16 protein-coding genes and 1 other RNA gene are annotated in these 19,895 nt (G+C 56.6%); 5 read left to right on the top strand and 12 right to left on the bottom strand.

From position 1 onward, the window contains the following. Positions 1–200: 200 nt before the first annotated feature. A complete protein-coding gene (rpsA, locus tag LOC54_RS07095; RefSeq protein WP_279313127.1) occupies positions 201–1,907 on the bottom strand; it encodes a 30S ribosomal protein S1 in 1,707 nt (568 codons plus the stop codon). 229 nt (positions 1,908–2,136) lie between these two features. Then, a complete protein-coding gene (gene cmk, locus LOC54_RS07090; protein WP_279313124.1) occupies positions 2,137–2,793 on the bottom strand; it encodes a (d)CMP kinase in 657 nt (218 codons plus the stop codon). A 229-nt stretch (positions 2,794–3,022) separates the two neighbouring features. Here cmk and LOC54_RS07085 point away from each other — a divergent pair, with 229 nt between their 5' ends. Then, positions 3,023–3,355, top strand: coding sequence for a TIGR02300 family protein (locus tag LOC54_RS07085; RefSeq protein ID WP_279313123.1), 333 nt, complete (start codon positions 3,023–3,025; stop codon positions 3,353–3,355). A 78-nt stretch (positions 3,356–3,433) separates the two neighbouring features. Here LOC54_RS07085 and folB read toward each other — a convergent pair whose 3' ends face one another. From folB to LOC54_RS07040, 9 genes are all read right to left on the bottom strand, one after another. Beyond that, complete coding sequence (gene folB, locus LOC54_RS07080) at positions 3,434–3,832, bottom strand: dihydroneopterin aldolase (RefSeq protein ID WP_279313122.1); 399 nt, start codon at positions 3,830–3,832, stop codon at positions 3,434–3,436. Between the two features lie 18 nt (positions 3,833–3,850). After that, positions 3,851–4,636, bottom strand: coding sequence for an SDR family oxidoreductase (locus tag LOC54_RS07075; protein ID WP_279313121.1), 786 nt, complete (start codon positions 4,634–4,636; stop codon positions 3,851–3,853). Beyond that, complete coding sequence (recR, locus tag LOC54_RS07070; RefSeq protein ID WP_279313120.1) at positions 4,633–5,226, bottom strand: recombination mediator RecR; 594 nt, start codon at positions 5,224–5,226, stop codon at positions 4,633–4,635. Before recR ends, LOC54_RS07075 begins: the two co-directional genes overlap by 4 nt. 7 nt (positions 5,227–5,233) lie before the next feature. Then, complete coding sequence (locus LOC54_RS07065; RefSeq protein ID WP_279313119.1) at positions 5,234–5,557, bottom strand: YbaB/EbfC family nucleoid-associated protein; 324 nt, start codon at positions 5,555–5,557, stop codon at positions 5,234–5,236. A gap of 36 nt (positions 5,558–5,593) precedes the next feature. Further along, positions 5,594–7,546: a DNA polymerase III subunit gamma/tau gene (locus LOC54_RS07060; RefSeq protein WP_279313118.1), complete on the bottom strand. Its 1,953-nt coding sequence runs from the start codon at positions 7,544–7,546 to the stop codon at positions 5,594–5,596. Positions 7,547–7,596: 50 nt separating this feature from the next. Beyond that, positions 7,597–7,693, bottom strand: an RNA gene (gene ffs, locus LOC54_RS07055) — signal recognition particle sRNA small type. 63 nt (positions 7,694–7,756) lie between these two features. Continuing rightward, entirely contained in the window at positions 7,757–9,469 is a 1,713-nt protein-coding gene (ggt, locus tag LOC54_RS07050; protein WP_279313126.1) for a gamma-glutamyltransferase, read from the bottom strand. Between the two features lie 82 nt (positions 9,470–9,551). Next, a complete protein-coding gene (map, locus tag LOC54_RS07045; protein ID WP_408740314.1) occupies positions 9,552–10,343 on the bottom strand; it encodes a type I methionyl aminopeptidase in 792 nt (263 codons plus the stop codon). 111 nt (positions 10,344–10,454) lie between these two features. Beyond that, on the bottom strand, positions 10,455–11,603 hold the full coding sequence (locus LOC54_RS07040) for a D-alanyl-D-alanine carboxypeptidase (RefSeq protein WP_279313116.1): 1,149 nt from the start codon (positions 11,601–11,603) through the stop codon (positions 10,455–10,457). 243 nt (positions 11,604–11,846) lie between these two features. Between LOC54_RS07040 and clpS the strand changes: the two genes are divergently transcribed. The 3 genes from clpS to LOC54_RS07025 all read left to right on the top strand — a co-directional run bounded on the left by clpS (position 11,847) and on the right by LOC54_RS07025 (position 16,826). Then, a complete protein-coding gene (gene clpS, locus LOC54_RS07035) occupies positions 11,847–12,293 on the top strand; it encodes an ATP-dependent Clp protease adapter ClpS (RefSeq protein ID WP_279313115.1) in 447 nt (148 codons plus the stop codon). Between the two features lie 134 nt (positions 12,294–12,427). Beyond that, positions 12,428–14,776, top strand: coding sequence for an ATP-dependent Clp protease ATP-binding subunit ClpA (clpA, locus tag LOC54_RS07030; RefSeq protein WP_279313114.1), 2,349 nt, complete (start codon positions 12,428–12,430; stop codon positions 14,774–14,776). A gap of 658 nt (positions 14,777–15,434) precedes the next feature. Further along, entirely contained in the window at positions 15,435–16,826 is a 1,392-nt protein-coding gene (locus tag LOC54_RS07025) for a carbohydrate porin (protein ID WP_279313125.1), read from the top strand. Positions 16,827–17,046: 220 nt separating this feature from the next. Here the strand turns inward: LOC54_RS07025 and ndk are convergent, their stop codons facing one another. Further along, positions 17,047–17,469, bottom strand: coding sequence for a nucleoside-diphosphate kinase (ndk, locus tag LOC54_RS07020; protein ID WP_279313113.1), 423 nt, complete (start codon positions 17,467–17,469; stop codon positions 17,047–17,049). A gap of 150 nt (positions 17,470–17,619) precedes the next feature. On the opposite strand from ndk, the gene LOC54_RS07015 reads away from it, so the two are divergent. Then, the gene (locus tag LOC54_RS07015; protein ID WP_279313112.1) at positions 17,620–19,506 is read left to right on the top strand and encodes an ABC-F family ATP-binding cassette domain-containing protein; all 1,887 of its coding nucleotides are present in this window, start codon (positions 17,620–17,622) and stop codon (positions 19,504–19,506) included. Positions 19,507–19,895 lie beyond the last annotated feature (389 nt).

Raw genomic sequence — 19,895 nt, 5'->3', positions numbered from 1 at the left:
GATATCGCCTGCCATGCCTGGAACCAGATCGTCGAACAACCTTGGCGCATCATGTCAATCGGACTGCGAGATTGGGCGCATAGGTTATAGCAATCAACGGTTGGTATGAGTGCCGTCAGGAAAAGATACCCGGGCCTGAACAAAAAAAGGGTGCCGCTTCCGGCACCCTTTTCCCGATTAGTCCCGAAAGAAAAATCAGATTACTGCTCTAAGTTACGGCGACGGATCGCTGCACCCAGAATGTCACCGAGAGATGCACCGCTGTCGGATGAACCGTATTCATCCATGGCAGCCTTGTCTTCCTCAACCTCACGGCCGCGGATGGTCAGGGCCAGCTTGCGGGCAGCGCGATCAACGGAGACGATCTTCGCATCCACTTTCTCGCCGACAGCAAAGCGCTCCGGACGCTGCTCGGCCTTGTCACGGGCCAGCTCAGCGCGACGGATGAAGCCGCTCAGAACGTCATCGATTTTCACTTCGATACCGTTGGACTGCACGGCGGTCACGATGCAGGTCACGACCTCGCCTCTCTGGACACCGGCGAGTGCATCGGCTGCCGGATCTTCCTGGAGCTGCTTGATACCGAGCGAGATGCGCTCTTTCTCAACATCAACGTCAAGAACCTTGGCCTGAACGACCTGACCTTTTTCGTATTTCTTGATCGCTTCCTCTCCGGTCTCGTCCCAGGACAGGTCTGACATGTGAACCATGCCGTCGATGTCTGCGGACAGGCCAATGAAGAGGCCGAACTCGGTGATGTTACGGATCTCGCCTTCGACCTCGGAGCCGACCTTGTGCTCTTCGGCGAACTGCTCCCACGGATTCCGCTGAACCTGCTTCAGGCCGAGAGAGATACGACGCTTGCCGCTATCCACATCGAGGACCATGACGTCGACTTCCTGAGAGGTCGCGACGATCTTGCCCGGATGGACGTTCTTTTTCGTCCAGGACATCTCGGAGACGTGCACCAGACCCTCAACACCCGGCTCCAGCTCCACGAAGGCGCCGTAGTCAGTGATGTTCGTGACGCGGCCCGTGAAGCGTGCACCTGCCGGATACTTGAGTGCGACGTTCTCCCACGGATCAGCCTCAAGCTGCTTCATACCGAGAGAAATACGCTGCGTTTCCGGGTTGAAGCGGATGACCTGAACGCGGACCGGCTGACCGATGGTCAGGGCCTCGGACGGGTGATTGATGCGCTTCCAGGCGATATCCGTAACGTGCAGCAGGCCGTCCACGCCGCCGAGATCGACGAACGCACCGTAATCGGTGATGTTCTTCACGACGCCGTCGAGGATCATGCCCTCTTTCAGGCCCTGGATCAGCTCGCTGCGCTGCTCGGCTCGCGTCTCTTCCAGAACTGCGCGACGGGACACGACGATATTGCCGCGGGCCCGGTCCATCTTCAGGATCTGGAACGGCTGGGCGACGCCCATGAGCGGGGCAACATCACGCACCGGACGAATATCGACCTGGCTGCCCGGAAGGAACGCCATCGCGCCGCCCAGATCAACCGTGAATCCACCCTTCACGCGGCCATAGATCGTGCCGTTCACGCGCTGATTTGCCTCAAACGCCTTTTCCAGGTTCGTCCATGCTTCCTCGCGGCGTGCCTTCTCGCGGGACAGCACGATGCTGCCGTCGCGATCCTCGTAACGCTCGACATAAAGCTCGACAACGTCACCCGGCTTGATTTCCGGAGTGACGCCCGGCGGTCCGAACTCACGCAGGGACACGCGCCCCTCGCTCTTGAGGCCAACATCGACGATGGCAAACTCGTCGGTCAGACGGACGATACGTCCGCGAACGACGGAGCCTTCGAAGCCGCTGTCCTGGCCCAGAGTCTCGTCAAGAAGGGCGGCGAAATCCTCACCGCGGAAATGATCTGTGGTAGTGGCTGAAGCCATGAGAAACCGTATTTCCTGATCGTCCCGCCTGATGCGGGCCGACAATGTCTGCGCCGTACGTAACCGTCCGACGACGTGGTCCTCTGCTCCGGAGCCCATGCTCCGGATGTATCCGGACCCGATCTGCGTGCAGTTCCGCCTCAAGGGCATGAGCGCACGTCGGGCCGGTAGATACGTTCTACCCCGACGTGTCAAGCAAAATGGCAAAAAACCGCCGTTTTTTACTGTTTCAGACCGGGATCAGAGCCGGGATGCGCGCCTGTACGATGGCCAGAACACGATCGAGAGCCTCTGTTGCATCGAGATTATCTGTATCGAGACGCACGGCATCCTCCGCCATACGGAGCGGAGCGGAGGCGCGTGAGCTGTCAGCTTCGTCACGTTCGCGCAGACCTGCGGCAATAGTTGCCAGCTCTTTTTCCGCTTCCGGAGCATCGGGATTTCCCCCGCGCTGAAGAAAGCGCCGGTATGCGCGTGTTTCCGGAGAAGCCGTGATGTAGAGCTTGAGCGTCGCATCGGGGAAAATCACGGTGCCGATGTCCCGGCCGTCCAGAACCGCGCCACGCTCTGAAGCAAAACGCCTCTGGGTGTCGACCAGCGCAGCCCTTACCTCGGGCTGCCCGGCTACGAGACTCGCGGTTCTGTCCACGTCTGCCGTTCGCAGATCATCACGCTCCATATCGGCTGAACAGAGCATCCGGGCCTGCTGTTCGCCCGATGAGGATGCCGGATCAATTCCCTGGCTGAGCATTTTTCGTGCCACTGCACGATAGAGCAGTCCCGTATCGAGGTATGGCAGACCGGTGCGTTCCGCCAGTTTCCGTGCCAGCGTCCCCTTTCCTGCCGCAGCCGGCCCGTCCACCGCGATCACGATATATCCGCTCACTCTCTGCTCCCGCCTCTATGGTGCTGCCGATCCGGCAGAAAACCGCCCCCTGCATGCCTCAGCCGGCTTCCGGCTTCAAGCTTGGAAGGGCTTCTCCCGTCATTCAGGGTTTGACAGATACGTCAGGGGCTGGCATGGGGCGCGACCTATACCCGACGGGCAGCCGGTCTGCCCGGACCATCCATGGTCCTTTTCTTCCACTCAGTGATCAGGATTCGACAGGTACACGATGGCTCTGCCCGAATTAGGCTCCAAACGCGTCTGCGTCTCCTGCGGCGCAAAATTTTACGATCTCTGCAAGGATCCTGCTGTCTGCCCGAAATGCGGTGCTGACCAGCCGGCAGAGGTTCCGCGTCTGCGTCGCTCCGGCGATATTCCGGTCCCCGATCAGGTTTCCGGAAAGCCGAAAGACAGCGAAGCGGATGATGCGGATATCGACGTCGATACCGACGATGATGATGCTGATGTCCTCGAGGATGCACCTGACCTCGATGATGACGAGGATGATGCGGATATCAGCTCTGATATTGATGTTCCCAAGGAATCCGAAGACGATTCCTGAGAATAGCATTCCTGTGAAAAACCCGGCTTCGCGCCGGGTTTTTTTTATATGAATCTGCTCAATGGTATCAGGGATGTCTCAGCCTGGCTGAAACCGTTCGATCTCGACACCAACCGAATCCAGTTCCTGAAAAATATCCGGTTTTTCGATTTTCACCCTTACGACCACGACCCGACGATCTCTCAGGACTCCGGCAGCAATGCGCTCTGCCAGTGTTTCGACCAGTCGTATATGTCCTTCCGCTATGATGCGGCGGACCATCATCACGACATGCTCGTATGAAACGGTACGACTGAGATCATCCGGGCCTTCATCGGGTCCCTCGCCATCCCGTACGCCGTATGAGACGTTGACCCGTACGCGCTGGGTTACCCCCTGTTCGTGGGGGAATACTCCGATATGCGCATCTACGATCATATCCCTGAGGAACAGATGCCGCAGAGGCGGATCGGACGGCCAGGGCGCGAATATCGTCATAAAAAACTTTCCCTGATCCTATTCCGCTGCCGGTCCTGCAGACATGCTCGGAGACCACTGCAGATGCTGTCCGCCATCAAGCGCCAGCATCTGCCCTGTGACCGAGGGCAGCGCCAGCAGAGTCAGAGCGGCTCTTGCAACTTCTTCAGGTGATGTGCCGTGGCCCAGGGGCACGGAGGCGCACTGACGCTCAAACTGCTCCTGTGTCTGACGCGGGCTTGGCAGGGCCGGTCCTGGTCCTATGGCATTCACACGGATGTTTTTCGGTGCCAGGGCGAGAGCCATAGTCTGTGTCAGGGTCCAGAGCGCGGATTTCGTCAGGGTGTACGTCATGAAATGGGGTGTCAGGGACCAGACGCGCTCGTCTGTCATATTGAGCACCAGTCCTTCCGCATCGTGCGGAAGAGCGAGGGCAAATTTCTGAATCAGTACGAAGGGGGCCCGCAGATTTGGCTCGAAGTGGCTGTCCCACCCTTCACGTGTGGCATCATCCCATTCGTCACGTTCAAACACGGACGCATTGTTGACCAGTACACCAACCTTACCGAGAGAAGCCTCTGCACGTTCGATAAGCTGTCCGGTTTCCTCTTCCCGGGACAGATCGGCATGAAGCAGGCAGCCCCTGCCTCCGGCGGCCTCAATATCCCGCAATGTGGCCTCAGCTGCTTTGTGTCCGCCACGATAGTGGATGGCTACTGCAAAACCTGCTTTGGCCAGAGCCAGTGAGATTGCGCGTCCAAGCCGGGCACCGCCGGCGGTGACAAGCGCTGTGCGGGGAATATGTTCTGAAAAGGGAAAGATCATGCCGGACGACGTGCTCCCAGAGCGGCGGCGAGTGTCCCGTCATCCAGAAGGTCCAGAGCGCCGCCCACCGGCACGCCCTGTGCCACCTGGCTGACCATGACGCCCGAAGGTCGTAATTTTTCCTGCAGCCAGTGCATTGTGGTTGCGCCTTCCACCGTTGCCCCGAGCGCCAGGATTACTTCCCTCACCTGCCCTTCCTGAATACGTCCAAGCAGAGGCTCCGTATTCAGATTTTCCGGTCCGATTCCGGACAGAGCGGACAGCGTTCCTCCCAGCACGAGATAGATACCGCGATGAACTGCTGCCCGCTCAAGAGCCCAGAGATCGCTGACATTTTCTACCACGCAGACCAGCTCCCGGTCACGGTGGGGATCCGCACAGATGTGGCAGGGATCACACGTATCCAGGTTTCCGCAGGCCGAGCATGTCTTTACTGAGCGGGCTGTTTCCTCCATCGCGCGGGCCAGCGTCAGAAGCCGGCCCTGAGGATCACGCAGGAGAGACAGCACGGCACGGCGCGCGGATCTTGGTCCCAGCCCTGGCAGGCGGGACATCTGCGTGATCAGCCTGTCAATCTGAGACTCTGCCACAGTCAGATCAGAACGGCAAACCAAGTCCGGGCGGCAGATTCAGACCGCCTGTAACTTTTTTCATTTCTTCTGAAGCTGTTGCATCCAGCTTCTTACGCGCATCCGCGCTTGCTGCGAGGATCAGATCCTGGAGCATATCCATATCCTCAGGATCGGCCAGTTTCGGATCGATGGCGATGGATTTCATATCCCCTTTGCCAGTAAGGACGATTGTCACCAGACCGTTTCCGGCGCTGCCTTCAATCGTCATACGTTCGAGATTTGCCTGCATCTCCTGCATCTTGCTCTGCATCTGAGAAGCCTGCTTCATCAGTCCGGCGAGATTTTTCATCGTCAGCTTTCCTTGTTTTCTGACCGGCCTGTCCGGTCAGTCCTGTTCCGTACCCGGATAATCCGGGCGTTCATCCATATCTGTGAAAACAGCATCGTCCGGGGCGAACTCAAGATCGGGACTGTCTTCCACGAGGAGGATCTCAGGGGGTAATCCGTAATCATCCAGAGAGTGATCCGTGACCTTGCCGATCTCCGCGTCGGGGAAAGCCGACATGATCGCGCGGACCAGAGGATGCGCCTCTGCGGATCTGTGCCGGAGCTGGATGACTTCCGCCCCCTGCTCTGCAAGTGTCGGTTCTCCCGTATCCGCGGAGACCGCGATATCCCATTCCTGACCTGTCTCGCGCAGGAGAACACTATGCAGCCTCCCAGCAAGATCACGCGGAACATCAGGCTCCGGCCTGAAGCGGATGACCGGCGGGGCCCAGTTCACCAGATGCACGGCATGGAGAAGCTGACCGTGGAGCATGGGCTCCCTGACGTCCTTGATCAGCGCGACCATTTCCCGCCAGCTTCGCGGCATCGGGCGATAATGCGCTACCTCTTCATGAAGTTCCGCAACGGCCGCTCCGGATACAGAACTGCCGCCTGATGCAGCCATTCTTACCACGTTCCCCGGGGGGGGGGCTCCCTGGAGGGCTGCCGGGGCTCCTCCGGAATTTGTGCCCGCGGTCCGGGGCTTTGCGGAGCCGGGATTCTCCGGTCTGCTCTCAAGACGGCGCAGCAGTTCTGTCGGATCAGGCAGGTCGGACGCGAAGCACAGGCGTATAAGCACCATATCTGCGGCTTCCCGACGGTCCGGAGCCGTGCTGACTTCGTTGATCCCTTTAAGCAGCATCTGCCATATCCGTGACAGCACGGGTATGGAAAGGTGTTCTGCGAACTCCGCTCCGCGGACACGCTCCGCCTCAGGCAGTTCACGCGAGTTTCGTAAATCCGGAACTGTCCTCAAGCGTGTTACCATATGCGTCAGGTCGAGAAGATCACCAAGCATCACTGCCGGGTCCGCGCCGCGCATATGTGCCTCATCCATAATCTGCAGAGCTGCGGCCGCATCTCCTGCTGCAATGGCACGGAAAAGATCGAACACCACCTGCCTGTCGGCAAGTCCAAGCATCGCGCTGATCAGTGATGACGGGACAGGGCCTTCGCCCTCCAGCGCTCCCTGGGCAATTGCCTGGTCCAGCAGGGACAGACCATCGCGTACGGACCCGTCGGCTGCGCGTGCAATGAGCGAAAGAGCTTCAGGTTCAAACAGGCAGTTTTCTTTTTCTGCGATTTTCCCGAAAAATTCTGTCAGTTCGGACTGTGAGACACGCCTGAGATCGAATCTCTGGCAACGTGACAGCACCGTGACCGGCACTTTCCGCAATTCGGTTGTTGCGAAAATGAAAGTGACCTGTGCAGGCGGTTCCTCCAGCGTCTTCAGCAGCGCGTTGAACGCGTTGCGGGAGAGCATATGGACTTCATCGATGATGAAAACCTTCATCCGCCCCTGCATCGGACGGAAGCGGGTGGCCTCAATGATTTCCCTGACGTCATCCACGCCCGTGCGGGAGGCTGCATCCATCTCCAGCACATCCGGGTGCCGGTCTGCCAGAATCGCTGTGCAGTTCGGACAGACTCCGCACGGATCAGCGACGGGACCGCCTTTTCCGTCCGGGCCGATACAGTTGAGCGCGCGCGCTATGATCCGGGCTGTTGTCGTCTTGCCGACGCCGCGCACGCCCGTCAGCATGAAGGCATGCGCCACCCGGCCCATCGCAAATGCATTCCGCAATGTCCGGACGAGAGTGTCCTGCCCGATCAGATCATTGAAGGTAGCGGGGCGATATTTACGTGCGAGGACTCTGTATGGCCCCTGCTTTTCCGGATGCTCTGCATTCTGCTCGGGCTTTACGGGAGCATCACCGAACAGCCCTGCTCCGTCAGATTCGGGAAGAGGAAGATCATCTTCTTCAACGGCGTGCTGTTCTTCATCCGACATCAGCGTCCCTCCATCGGGTCGGTGCGGCTCTTTTCAGCCTGTCGGGAAACGGTGGAAGACCGGACACTGACCCGGACGAACTCACTATGGCTGCTTCCTTCCGGACCTGACCGGGTTAGCGAGGTATCCGTCCAGCGCCGATCTCCCGCGGCACGTCTATCACAGTGCTCAGGACAGACCAAGAGGCAAGGCGCGATAATTGCGAAAGGGCTACTCCCCTGCTGCAGCTCCGCCTTCGTGGCGCCTGTCGAATCCACCATAATATCCTGAACCTGCCTGACCGATACGCGGGCCGCCCGTCAGAATTCCCTCTGCTATGCCCCAGGGTTTATGCGGTGTGAGCGTATATCCTTCTTTCTGCAGAACTTTTGCGGTTTCGGGGGATACGGCTCCGCTTTCCATTTCAACCGCGCCCGGCTCCCACTGTTCGTGAATACGCGGCAGATCAATCGCCTGCTGTATATCCAGCCCGTAATCGATCACTCCGAGAATGACGGACAGAATGATCGTAGGAATACGCGAACCACCCGGGCTGCCGATGATCATGACCGGCTTGCCGTCTTTTGAGATGATCGTCGGCGCCATGGAGGAAAGAGGCGTTTTGCCAGGAGCGATGGCGTTCGCCTTGCTGCCGACGATACCGAACATGTTCGGTGCACCGGGCTTGGAAGCAAAATCATCCATCTCGTCGTTCAGGAAAAAACCCGTGTTCCCGGCAATGACACCCGCACCGAACCAGCCGTTGAGAGTGTAGGTTGTGGAGACGGCGAACCCTGAACGATCAATGACGGAATAATGGGTTGTTTCATGTTTCTCAGGCTGAATTTCGCCCGCTTTCATGTCGGCTGAAAGCATGGCCTTATCCGCCGGAATCGCTTTGCGGGCAGCCTCTGTATAGGACGGATCAGAAAGGCTTGTGAGAGGATTTTTCACAAATGCCGGATCACCCAGATCCTGACGATCCGCATAGGCTCTGCGCATCGCTTCGATCTCATAGTGCAGTGCGACGGGGGAATGCAGTCCGAATGACGCCATGTCATATCCGGAAAGAATTTCCAGCATCTCACACAGAGCAACACCTCCTCCGCTTGGCGGCGGGGATGTTTCGATGTGATAGCCCCTGTAGGTGCAGGTCAGCGGCGGTAATTCGCGAACGCGATACCGGCGGAAATCCTCTTTCTGCAGGATACCGCCATTCGCCTGACTTGCGGCAACGATCGCGTCAGAAATCGGTCCGTCGTAAAATGCACCCGGGCCGTGTTTTGAAATCTGCTCAAGCGTGCTGGCCAGCTCTGACTGAACCAGTCTGTCCCCTGCGTTCAGAGGGCTTCCGTCAGCGTGCAGAAAAATCTTTCGTGCTGCCGGATCCTTGAGAAACTGCTCCGTGGAGGTGTGCAGGAGTTCGACATCTCCCTCTCCGAGAATGAAGCCTTTTTCTGCAAGCTCGATGGCCGGAGCGAGGTCTTTCTGTCGTGACAGTTTACCCCAGCGTGACCGGACCATCTCCATGCCGGCAACAGTTCCCGGAACGGCGACGGCCTTCCAGCCCGTGATGGACTGATCCGGGATCACGTTTCCCTTCGCGTCCTGGTACATGGTTTCTGTTGCCGCCAGGGGGGCATGTTCACGAAAATCGATGAAGACGGCTGATTTTCCAGGTGGACGCAGCAGCATGAAGCCTCCGCCGCCTATATTTCCTGCTGCGGGATAGACAACGGCGAGCGCATATCCGACGGCTACCGCCGCATCGGCCGCATTTCCCCCTTCCGTCAGGATACGACGCCCAACCTCGGAAGCGAGATGCTGGGCGGATACCACCATCCCATGGTTTCCATGGGCCGGAGCGAGGGGAGCCAGGTTCAGCGCATTCTGCCCGAATGCGAGAGGGTCAGGCGCTCCCGAGGAGGGAGCCGCCTCAGCCATCAGGGGAAAAACTGAAAGAAGGCCGGTAAAGATACCGCGCAGGACCCGATTTCCATTCATGGATCGCCTCAATATGACCTCACTATGCCCCGTATGGTGGCTTTGTATATCCCGCAGGTGAGAGGGTAAAAATCTCACAGCCGGTCTCTGTGATTCCGATCATGTGCTCAAACTGGGCGGAGAGCGAACGATCACGGGTAACGGCTGTCCAGCCATCATCCAGGATTTTCACATCGTGCTTTCCGGCATTCAGCATCGGTTCAATCGTAAAAACCATGCCGGGCTCAAGCTTCATGCCTTCACCGGGTTTTCCGTAATGCAACACGTTAGGCGCAGCGTGGAACTCGCGCCCGATTCCGTGTCCGCAGAAATCACGAACTATCGAGAAGCGCCTGTCTTCGGCCCATTTCTGTATCGCGAAGCCAATGTCACCAAGCGTGGCACCCGGTTTGGCCGCCTCGATACCCTTCATCATACTTTCATAAGTCACATCAATCAGACGACGTGCTTTTACAGACGGAGCACCAACCACGTACATCCTGCTGTTATCCCCGTACCATCCATTAAGAATGGATGTTACATCGATATTGAGAATATCTCCGTCAACGAGCTTCCGATCTCCCGGAATACCGTGGCACACCACATGATTGAGAGAGATACAGCACGATTTGGGATAACCCCGATAACCCAGAGTTGCAGGAACAGCATTTTTCGACAACGTATAATCATGGATGATTTTGTCGAGTTCGTCCGTCGTTATTCCCGCCTGGACGTGCGCTGATATCATGTCGAGCGTTTCAGACGCGAGACGCCCGGCTTCACGTAATCCCTCAAAATCCGACTCTGTATGAAGGACCACTCCGCCTTTCGTCATTACCCTGTCCATATCCTGCTCATGCTTTGTATCTGAAAACCCGGAAACCCCCGGGAGTCGATACTATCGCAGGAAAAGCCTTCCTGGAACCCTTTGGCTCCGGACCGGAAATCAGGTCCGGTGGCGCAGGGATTTTACCTTATGCGCCGTTGCCGCAGATGTTTTATGTTTCAGCGGGGTTGCAACAAGCCGGATCGGAGCTGAAGGCCGCTTGATTCGCGATGCCTGAGCAACTTCCAGAGGCCGCGCGCTTCTTCCATTTCCGGAAGATGAAGCCGCCGCGAGGACCATCTTCTTACGTCCCCTCACATGACGTTCGGTACGGGCCAGAACAACAGGACGACCCGGCCTTACGACGGGAAAGCTGTTATAGGGCTCAGGAGGCAGACCTTCGGCCGAGAAGCCATCATCAAGGATATGTGCCATGGTTACCTGCCGCTGCCCGCGGCTTTGAGCACCCATGACGACGCCGACCAGACGCACATTCCCGTGAATTGCTGAAGATACAAGATTCAGACCAGCCTGCGCCGTATAACCCGTTTTCATCCCGTCTGCTCCCGGATAAAATCTGAGCATCGGGTTATGATTGGGGATCGACATCCCGTGGAAATAGAACATGGGCGTTGAAAAATAATGATAATATTCAGGGAAATCTGAAATCAGCCTGACAGCGAGTGTCCCGAGATCCCTGGCTGTCGTGACCTGATCAGGGTCCGGCAGGCCGGACGCATTGCGAAACGTCGTGCGCGTCATCCCCATGTAACGCGCCTGCTGCGTCATCATGGCGGCAAATTCAGCTTCATTTCCCCCGCCGATATATTCACCAAGCGCACAGGCAGCATCGTTTGCGGATTTGGTGACCAGCCCCAGAATCGCCTGCTCTACCGTGAGATAGCCACCCGGGCGCAGGCCAAGTTTTGAGGGCTCCTGCAGCGAAGCATGTATGGAAACAGGCAGCTCCTGATCAAGCGAAATACGACCGGCCTTAAGCGCTCTGAATGTCATGTAGAGCGTCATGAGCTTGGTCAGACTCGCAGGGTAGCGCTGGAGATCCGCATTATCCTGCGAAAGGACTGCGCCTGTTCTGGTATCGGCAACGTAGGAGCTTATCTGACCTACATACTGGGCCCGGGCTTCCCTTACAGGCAATCCGGCGAATACCGCCGCCCCGGCAAGTATCCCTGCCCCGGCCGCGCGACTGCGTTTTCCACGAACCACAAGACGAATCAGGAGGTTTCGTTTCGATCCGCTTTTTCGCATATCTGCCTCGCTCCGCAGGGCTGCCTGCCCGGTTTTCCCGACCCTGTTTTCAGGATATCCTAGCTCAACATTCTGTAAGACGTCTACCGCCTGTCGGATTAAGAAACATCTAACAGGACAGGATGTTCACCTGCTATCATGGTTTTTTTAAGTCTGCCGCGTCCGCGCGCCCGTCAAAAGAAAAACTTTCCGGACGACTCATTCCTATTCATCCTCCGACAAAAATCCCATATAACAGGGCGCATGCTCTCTCTGACCTTTCCTGCCGCTGGATCCGTGATCCCGACTACAGATGCCCTCCTCCACCCTTGTGGTCACGGGGGAAAATCCGGTGGTGCCGGAAATCCCGGCCGGAAAGCCACGGAGAACGGAAAACCTGCTGACACGGACGGGGAGTCAGAGGTCGGTGTTGTTGTCCGCACCAGACCTAAGACGCGCAAGCCCGCTATGTATAAGGTACTGATGCTCAATGACGACTACACTCCGATGGAGTTTGTCGTGCACGTCCTGGAGCGGTTTTTCCACAAGTCCCGGGAGGAAGCCACGAGCATCATGCTCCACGTTCATAAACGCGGGGTCGGTGTCTGCGGGGTTTTCACGTATGAGGTTGCGGAGAGTAAGGTGACACAGGTGATGGATCTTGCGCGCCAGAATCAGCACCCGTTGCAGTGCACGATTGAGAAAGAATGAATTCTTCCGGCTCCGTGCACGAAAAAAAAGAGTGCGGAAGCCGCTTTTGTGACTGGCTTTTCCGTATGATACCCCCAAATATGGTTGTGTCCGGTCTCTGACCGGCCAGATTTCCCGGAAGGAGCGTCGTACATATGTTATCGCGCAATCTTGAACAGACGCTGCACCGGGCACTCACGCTGGCTGGCGAACGCCGTCATGAGTACGCCACGCTTGAGCATCTTCTTGTGGCTCTGGTGGATGATCCTGATGCCACGGTCGTGTTCCGCGCCTGTGGTGTTGACCTCGACAAGCTGAGGTCTGACCTTACTGAATTCCTGGACAAGGATCTTGCCGGGCTTGCGTCCGAGCGTCCGACTGAGCCGAAGCCAACGGCTGCTTTCCAGCGTGTTATTCAGCGAGCTGCCATTCATGTCCAGTCCACGGGCCGTGATGAGGTGACCGGGGCGAATGTTCTTGTCGCTCTCTTTGCTGAGCGTGAAAGCCATGCGGTCTATTTCCTGCAGTTGCAGGATATGACCAGACTTGACGCCGTTAACTTCATCTCGCACGGCATTGCCAAGGCGCCTGATCGCGGGGGCCGCCGTTCCTCCACGACCTCCGGTCCTTCTCCTGAGAAATCCGATGACGGGGAAAAGGAAGAGCGTGGCCGCGGCAGTCAGAAGACCGGTGAGGCTCTTGCGACATATTGTGTCGACCTGAACAAGAAAGCTGAAGCCGGTAAGATCGATCCCCTGATCGGTCGCGATACGCAGATTGAGCGCACGATTCAGGTTCTGTGCCGTCGTACCAAGAATAATCCGCTCTATGTGGGTGATCCCGGCGTTGGCAAGACTGCGATTGCCGAAGGGCTTGCCAAGCGCATCGTTGAAGGTGATGTGCCTGAGGTTCTTCTGAAATCCACGATCTTCTCTCTCGATATGGGGTCTCTGCTAGCCGGAACCCGCTATCGTGGTGATTTCGAAGAGCGGCTGAAGGCTGTTGTGAATGATCTGGAGCAGAATCCCGGAGCCATTCTCTTTATTGACGAGATTCATACCGTCATCGGGGCCGGTGCGACTTCAGGCGGGGCGATGGATGCGTCCAATCTTCTGAAACCTGCTCTTGCTGCGGGCACCCTGCGCTGTATCGGGTCTACGACGTATAAGGAGTATCGTCAGTATTTTGAGAAAGATCGTGCGCTTGTGCGCCGGTTCCAGAAGATTGACGTCGAGGAGCCGACCGTTGAGGACGCGGTGAAGATTCTTCGTGGTCTGAAGACGAATTACGAGAAGCATCATAAAGTTCGTTATACCGAGGAAGCCATTCGTGCTGCGGTGGAGCTTTCTGCGAAATATATTCATGACCGGAAGCTGCCTGATAAGGCCATTGATGTCATTGACGAGGTCGGTGCGTCGAGGATGCTGTTGCCGGAGAACAAGCGTCGCAAGACCGTGACGCTGAAGGATGTGGAGGACATTATCTCCCGTCTGGCACGTATTCCTGCAAAGAGCGTGTCTGCTGACGACAAGGAAGTTCTTCGCACGCTTGAGCGTGATCTGAAGAATATGGTCTTCGGGCAGAACGGGGCGATCGAGGCTCTTGCGTCTGCGATCAAGCTGGCCCGTGCCGGGCTGCGGGATCCGGAAAAGCCGATTGGTAACTATCTGTTTTCGGGACCGACCGGTGTCGGAAAGACCGAGGTTGCACGTCAGCTGGCCTCTACTCTGGGTATTGAGCTGATCCGGTTTGATATGTCCGAGTATATGGAGCGGCATTCCGTCTCCAGGCTGCTTGGTGCACCGCCGGGATATGTCGGTTTTGATCAGGGCGGGCTTCTGACTGATTCCATCGATCAGCATCCGCATGCGGTTCTGCTACTTGATGAAATTGAGAAGGCACATCCTGATCTTTTCAATATCCTGCTGCAGGTTATGGATCATGGTCAGCTGACGGACCACAACGGAAAGACCGTTGATTTCCGGAATGTCATTCTGATCATGACCACGAATGCGGGTGCTGCTGATCTCAGCAAGGAAGCGCTCGGGTTCGGACGTGATACGCGTGACGGCGAGGATGAGGAGGCGATCAAGCGTCTGTTCACTCCGGAATTCCGCAATCGTCTTGATGCGATCATTCCGTTTACCAATCTCTCTCCTGAGGTTGTCGGGCGGGTTGTAGAGAAGTTCATTCTTCAGCTTGAGGCTCAGCTTGCTGATCGCAATGTGACCATTGAGATTTCGTCTGCAGCGAAAGAGTGGCTGGCTGAAAGAGGATATGACCGCCTCTATGGTGCGCGGCCTCTGGGTCGGGTTATTCAGGAGTCGATCAAGAAGCCTCTGGCTGAGGAGCTGCTCTTCGGGCGTCTTTCTAAGGGGGGTGCTGTACGTATCGGCCTTAAAGACGGCGCTCTGGACTTCGAGATTATGGAAAACAAAACGTCCGCAGCCTCTTCTGAGGGTGATGAGGGCGGAAGTGAGAAAGAGCCGGAGACAGCTGACTGACTTCTTAAGCTCCGTGCTCACGGGAAAAGCCCTGTCGATTTTTCGGCGGGGCTTTTTTGTTTTTCGGATATCACCTGTCTTTATGAAGGTGTTTTAGGATCTGAGTGCCTCCAGACCAGATACGCTTTTCCATACAAACTTCGGGCTGTCGGATTTTTTAGAAATACATTCTATGTATATATCTGTTTCATTACTTTGAATAATACAGATCTGTAAATTTATATTCAATTACAGATTTATAATAAAAAAAATCCACCGTGATATAAATACAACTCATATTGATCGCAGATTATGTCTTATCGGAACACAGATCAGGGATAGCATAGTCTGAAAATGGCTGAAATCTGCTGTTTTCCTATTTAATTCATTTTTTGTTTTACTGTTTTTCATATATTTATATAATATACATGAATATTGAAATTATATGCCTGTCACGATAATTCTTTCGAAGAAAATACTGTGACATACGGCTATGACAAAAAAACAAAAAAAAGCATGCCTTCGCACTTTTCTGAAAAAAACATGCTGTTTTTCTGTATCTTTTCCAGGCGCTGCTCTTGCGCTGTCCTTGTACAGTGCAGGGTTTCCGGATCAGGCTGAGGCTCAGATTGCGAACTCTCCTGCTCATGCCACGGAGATCAGGGCCGAGACGCGTCCTCTGACACCGCATGGACAGAAAATCCAGCCGATCGCGCCTCTGGGGCCTTTAAATGCACTGTTTGATACTGAAAGTATCTCTGCGCTTCTGAACAGGAGTGACGATGCGCTCCGTGAATCTGATCTGGCTGCCGGTTATTATGTCCCGGCACAGACATTCGGAAATCTTGTGCCGCAGCTTAAACAGCCGCGGAAATGGCTTAATGATCGCGGGTTTTCTTTTCAGCTTTCCTACAAGGGGGAAGGTATTGCCAATATTGGCGGTGGTATCCGGCGGGGTATGGATTATGCCCATGAAGTCACGCTGGTTACACGGTTTGATCTTGGCAGGCTGACTCATGCGGACTGGCTGGAAGGCTGGTTTTTACATGGTGTTCTTGTGGAGCGTGCGGGAAATCAGGTTTCTCATGATTATGTCGGAGAACGTCGGATTCTTCTGTCCGAGGTTTACAGCCTTTCGGGCAGTGTGGCTGCGCATCTCGCGGATATCTATCTTGAGAAATCCTTTTTTCGTAACAGGGTTAATATTAATGTCGGGCGTCTGACACTTACGCATACCTATGCGACGTCCGTTCTGCTCTGCACTTTTATCATTCAGTGCTCTGCGCCTGTTGGCGTGAAATCGCAGTCCGGGTGGAGTGTTTATCCCAAGGCGACGTGGGGCGGAACGATTCGTATCCGGCCGACGCGAGATCTGACGCTGAGGACTGGTGTTTATGCATCCGGTGTCCTCACGGATAATCCCTCCGGCTGGGCCTGGGGGGCTGAGCATCAGACGGGTGTAATGCTGCCGATCGAGCTGACGTGGGAGCCGTTTTTCGGACGGGTTTCAAAACTTCCCGGTCATTACAAGCTTGGTTTTGGTCATGACACCAGCTCTTATGACAATCTGATCGGCACTGTTCCGGCGCAGTATAAGGCTGATGTTGGTCATCTTTCGCGTGAGGCCCGGGATACTTTCTATTTTGAGGCGGATCAGATGATCTATCGCAGTGGCGGGGAACATCAGATGGCCGGCGGGTATCTTCTGGCCGGGTATATTCACAATACGCCGAATGTTTCAGTATTTTCCGACCAGGTTTATGTTGGGATGTCGCTTCTGGGGATCATTCCCCATCGGCCATTTGATCGTTTCGGGTTTATGTACTCGTATTATCAGGTGAGTTCGGCTTTGCGGCGGGGGCAGCGTCTGCGGCAGATGGCCGGGATGAGCATGGGTGCGTTTGTTAATGATCCGCAGACCCATTCCGAGACCCTTGAGGCCTATTATGGAATTCCCGTGATTCCCGGGCTTATTTTCCAGCCGGTGTTTGAATACATGATGCATCCCGGTCAGACGAAGAAGATTCCGAATGCGACGCTGGCTGGTCTGAAAATTCTGGCCAGTCTCTGAGGATTTCCGGAGTGTGAAAAAGCCTCTGTTTGTCTGGATTTTTTCTGACTGTTCTGAAGTGATATTTTTTAATCCGGGTGATATTATTTTTACCCGGATTTAATTCGTGATTTTTGTCGTATTTCCCGGCTTTGCTCTGCCGTGCCTGATGGCTGGTGCCATATAAAAAACGCCGCCGGATTTCTCTGGCGGCGTTTTTCTCAATCGTCCGGTCTGAGGATCAGCCGACGATTTCGGTCTCTGCGAAGAAGAAGCGGATTTCGTTCGTCGCGTTCTCCAGGCTGTCGGAGCCGTGGACGGAGTTGGCTTCGATGCTTTCCGCGAATTCGGCGCGGACGGTGCCCGGTGCGGCTTTCTTCGGGTCGGTTGCGCCCATGACGTCGCGGTGTTTTGCGACGGCGTTCTCGCCTTCCAGGACCTGGAGCACGACGGGGCCGGAGATCATGAAGGAGACCAGCTCTCCGTAGAACGGGCGCTCTTTATGGACGGCGTAGAAGGCGCCTGCCTGGGCTTCGGTGAGCTGTGTGCGCTTCTGGGCGACGATACGCAGGCCTGCGTCTTCGAACACGGCGTTGATCTTGCCGGTCAGGTTGCGGCGGGTTGCGTCGGGTTTGATGATGGAAAGGGTGCGCTCGACGGCCATCTGTGTGGTCTCCGGTCAGAAAAACATGTGCAGGGCGCCGGTCAGGCACTCTGTCTGGGCGCTTCCTCTAGAGCATTATCGCCCGGACTGGTAGGTGTCCTGAGTGAAATCAGGTCAGATGATCTGAGTGTATCCGGGGAATCGTGGTTCGTGAGTCTTCTTCTCGTTTCTGATCTGACCCTTCGCATTGCGGGGCGCACACTTCTTGATGAGGCTTCCCTGTCTGTCGAGCCGGGGCGGAAGGTTGGTCTGATCGGTCGGAACGGGGCTGGGAAATCGACGCTTCTCGGGGCTGTTGCAGGGGATACGCAGCCTGATGGCGGCACGATCCGGCTGGCGGCGAGAGCCCGTCTGGGGCGTGTGAAGCAGGAGGCGCCTTCGGGGTCTGCCACGCTGCTGGAGACCGTTCTGGCGGGGGATACGGAGCGGACAGCGCTGCTTGAGGAGGCGGAGCACGCGACGGACGGGATTCGGATTGCAGAGATTCACGAGCGTCTTGCGGCGATCGGTGCGGACAGTGCGCCGGCGCGGGCGGCGACGATTCTCTCGGGGCTGGGGTTTGATGCGGCGGCGCAGGCCCGGTCCGTTTCCGAGTTTTCCGGTGGCTGGCGGATGCGTGTCGCTCTGGCGACGGCTTTGTTTCTCAACCCTGATCTTCTGCTTCTGGATGAGCCGACGAACCATCTTGATCTGGAGGCGACGGTCTGGCTGGAGAGCTGGCTGAAGCGGTTTTCGGGGGCGGCTCTGATTGTCAGCCATGACCGGGGTCTGCTGGATTCCTGTGTGGATGCGATTGCCCATCTCGATCGTGGCAAGCTGACGCTTTATTCCGGCGGGTATGAGAATTTTGTCCGTATCCGGACGGAGCAGGCTTTGCAGCAGGCGCGGATGGCGGAAAAGGTTGCGGCGCAGCGGGCGCATATGCAGTCTTTTGTGGACCGGTTCCGGGCGAAGGCGACGAAGGCGCGGCAGGCTCAGGCGCGTGTGAAGGCTCTGGAGAAGCTGCCTGTTATTGAGTCTGTTGTTGAGGACACGCCGGTCCGGTTTGATTTTCCGGCTCCTGATGAGCTTCCTCCTCCGGTTCTGACGACGGATGCGGTGAGCATTGGTTATGACGGGCGGGCGGTTCTGTCTGATCTGTCCCTGCGGATTGATATGGAGGACCGGATTGCGCTTCTGGGCGCGAACGGCAACGGCAAATCCACGCTGGCGAAGCTTCTGGCCGGGCGTCTGTCACCGCTTTCGGGGACGATGTTCCGCAATCCGAAGCTGCGGGTGGGGTATTTCGCGCAGCATCAGACTGAGGAGCTGGTGATGAGCGAGACGCCGGTGGATCATATGTCGCGGGCACTGCCCGGGGCGCTTCCTCCTGCGGTGCGGTCTCAGCTTGCGCGGTTCGGTCTGGATGCGGCGCGGGCGGAGACGCGGGTGTCTGAGCTTTCGGGAGGTGAGAAGGCCCGGCTGCTTCTGGCTCTGGCGACGCGGGATGCGCCGCAGATGCTGATTCTGGATGAGCCGACGAACCATCTCGATCTGGATGCGAAGGATGCCCTGATCCGTGCTCTGGCGGAGTTTACGGGGATTGTGATTCTGATCAGCCATGATTCTCATCTTGTTGAGATGACGGCGGACCGGCTGTGGCTGGTTGCTGACGGGCGGGTGACGCCGTTTGCCGGGGATATGGCGGAGTATCGGGCGTGGCTTACGGACCGGTCGCGTTCTGAGCGTGGCGGTGGTGAGGCACGGGCTGAGGCGAAGGGGGCTGACCGCAAGGAGGAGCGCCGGGAGCGTGCGGAGGCGCGTAAGGCGCTGGCTCCTCTGCGGAAGAAGGTTCAGGCGGCTGAGGCCCTGATGGTGAAGCTGAACAACGAGCAGGTTGTGATTGAGGCGAAGCTGGCTGATCCGGATATTTATTCGGCGGGGCGGGCGGCTGATCTGACGGCGCTGACGACGCGGCTGGCTGCGGTGAAGAGGGAGCAGGAGCAGGCGGAGGAGGTCTGGTTCGCGTTGCAGGAGGAGCTTGAGGCGGCTGAGTGAGCGGCCTCCTCCGCCTGTCAGTGATGCAGTCTGTGCGGGATTCTGTGTTTGCGAATGATGTGTTCGGGCAGCCTCTGGATAGTATCAGAAGAATAAAAAGTATTTCCGCTCAATGTAATAAGTCTCTGAAAATTCTTACCTGGAGAGCCTGATCCTTCGGTTCTCCATGCCGTAACATTTTCATATATCGCAGTTGGTATTTTAATATTTTCGGTCGCTGCAGTTATGGCATCCTGCACAGGAAGCCGGAAAGTACAACACTCACGGCACACGAGCAGCCCTTAACTGACGACACGCCGTAGAGGATGATGACTGATACCAACCGTTTCTTGATCAGACTCACGGGGTACCCATTGGGCTAAAAATGTGATTCACAGGATGCTGATCAT

The sequence above is a fragment of the Acetobacter sp. AN02 genome (assembly GCF_029759835.1).
GTDB lineage: Bacteria > Pseudomonadota > Alphaproteobacteria > Acetobacterales > Acetobacteraceae > Acetobacter.
Note: the sequence above shows the minus strand (reverse complement) of the source record. Positions and strands in the feature narration are given on the sequence as shown.

Excerpts from the sequence above, each read along its gene's own strand:
- rpsA (WP_279313127.1), bottom strand. The coding sequence starts at position 1,907 with ATGGCTTCAGCCACTACCACAGATCATTTCCGCGGTGAGGATTTCGCC.
- LOC54_RS07085 (WP_279313123.1), top strand. The coding sequence starts at position 3,023 with ATGGCTCTGCCCGAATTAGGCTCCAAACGCGTCTGCGTCTCCTGCGGC.
- folB (WP_279313122.1), bottom strand. The coding sequence starts at position 3,832 with ATGACGATATTCGCGCCCTGGCCGTCCGATCCGCCTCTGCGGCATCTG.
- LOC54_RS07075 (WP_279313121.1), bottom strand. The coding sequence starts at position 4,636 with ATGATCTTTCCCTTTTCAGAACATATTCCCCGCACAGCGCTTGTCACC.
- LOC54_RS07065 (WP_279313119.1), bottom strand. The coding sequence starts at position 5,557 with ATGAAAAATCTCGCCGGACTGATGAAGCAGGCTTCTCAGATGCAGAGC.
- LOC54_RS07060 (WP_279313118.1), bottom strand. The coding sequence starts at position 7,546 with ATGTCGGATGAAGAACAGCACGCCGTTGAAGAAGATGATCTTCCTCTT.
- ggt (WP_279313126.1), bottom strand. The coding sequence starts at position 9,469 with ATGGCTGAGGCGGCTCCCTCCTCGGGAGCGCCTGACCCTCTCGCATTC.
- map (WP_408740314.1), bottom strand. The coding sequence starts at position 10,343 with ATGACGAAAGGCGGAGTGGTCCTTCATACAGAGTCGGATTTTGAGGGA.
- LOC54_RS07040 (WP_279313116.1), bottom strand. The coding sequence starts at position 11,603 with ATGCGAAAAAGCGGATCGAAACGAAACCTCCTGATTCGTCTTGTGGTT.
- clpS (WP_279313115.1), top strand. The coding sequence starts at position 11,847 with ATGCTCTCTCTGACCTTTCCTGCCGCTGGATCCGTGATCCCGACTACA.
- clpA (WP_279313114.1), top strand. The coding sequence starts at position 12,428 with ATGTTATCGCGCAATCTTGAACAGACGCTGCACCGGGCACTCACGCTG.
- ndk (WP_279313113.1), bottom strand. The coding sequence starts at position 17,469 with ATGGCCGTCGAGCGCACCCTTTCCATCATCAAACCCGACGCAACCCGC.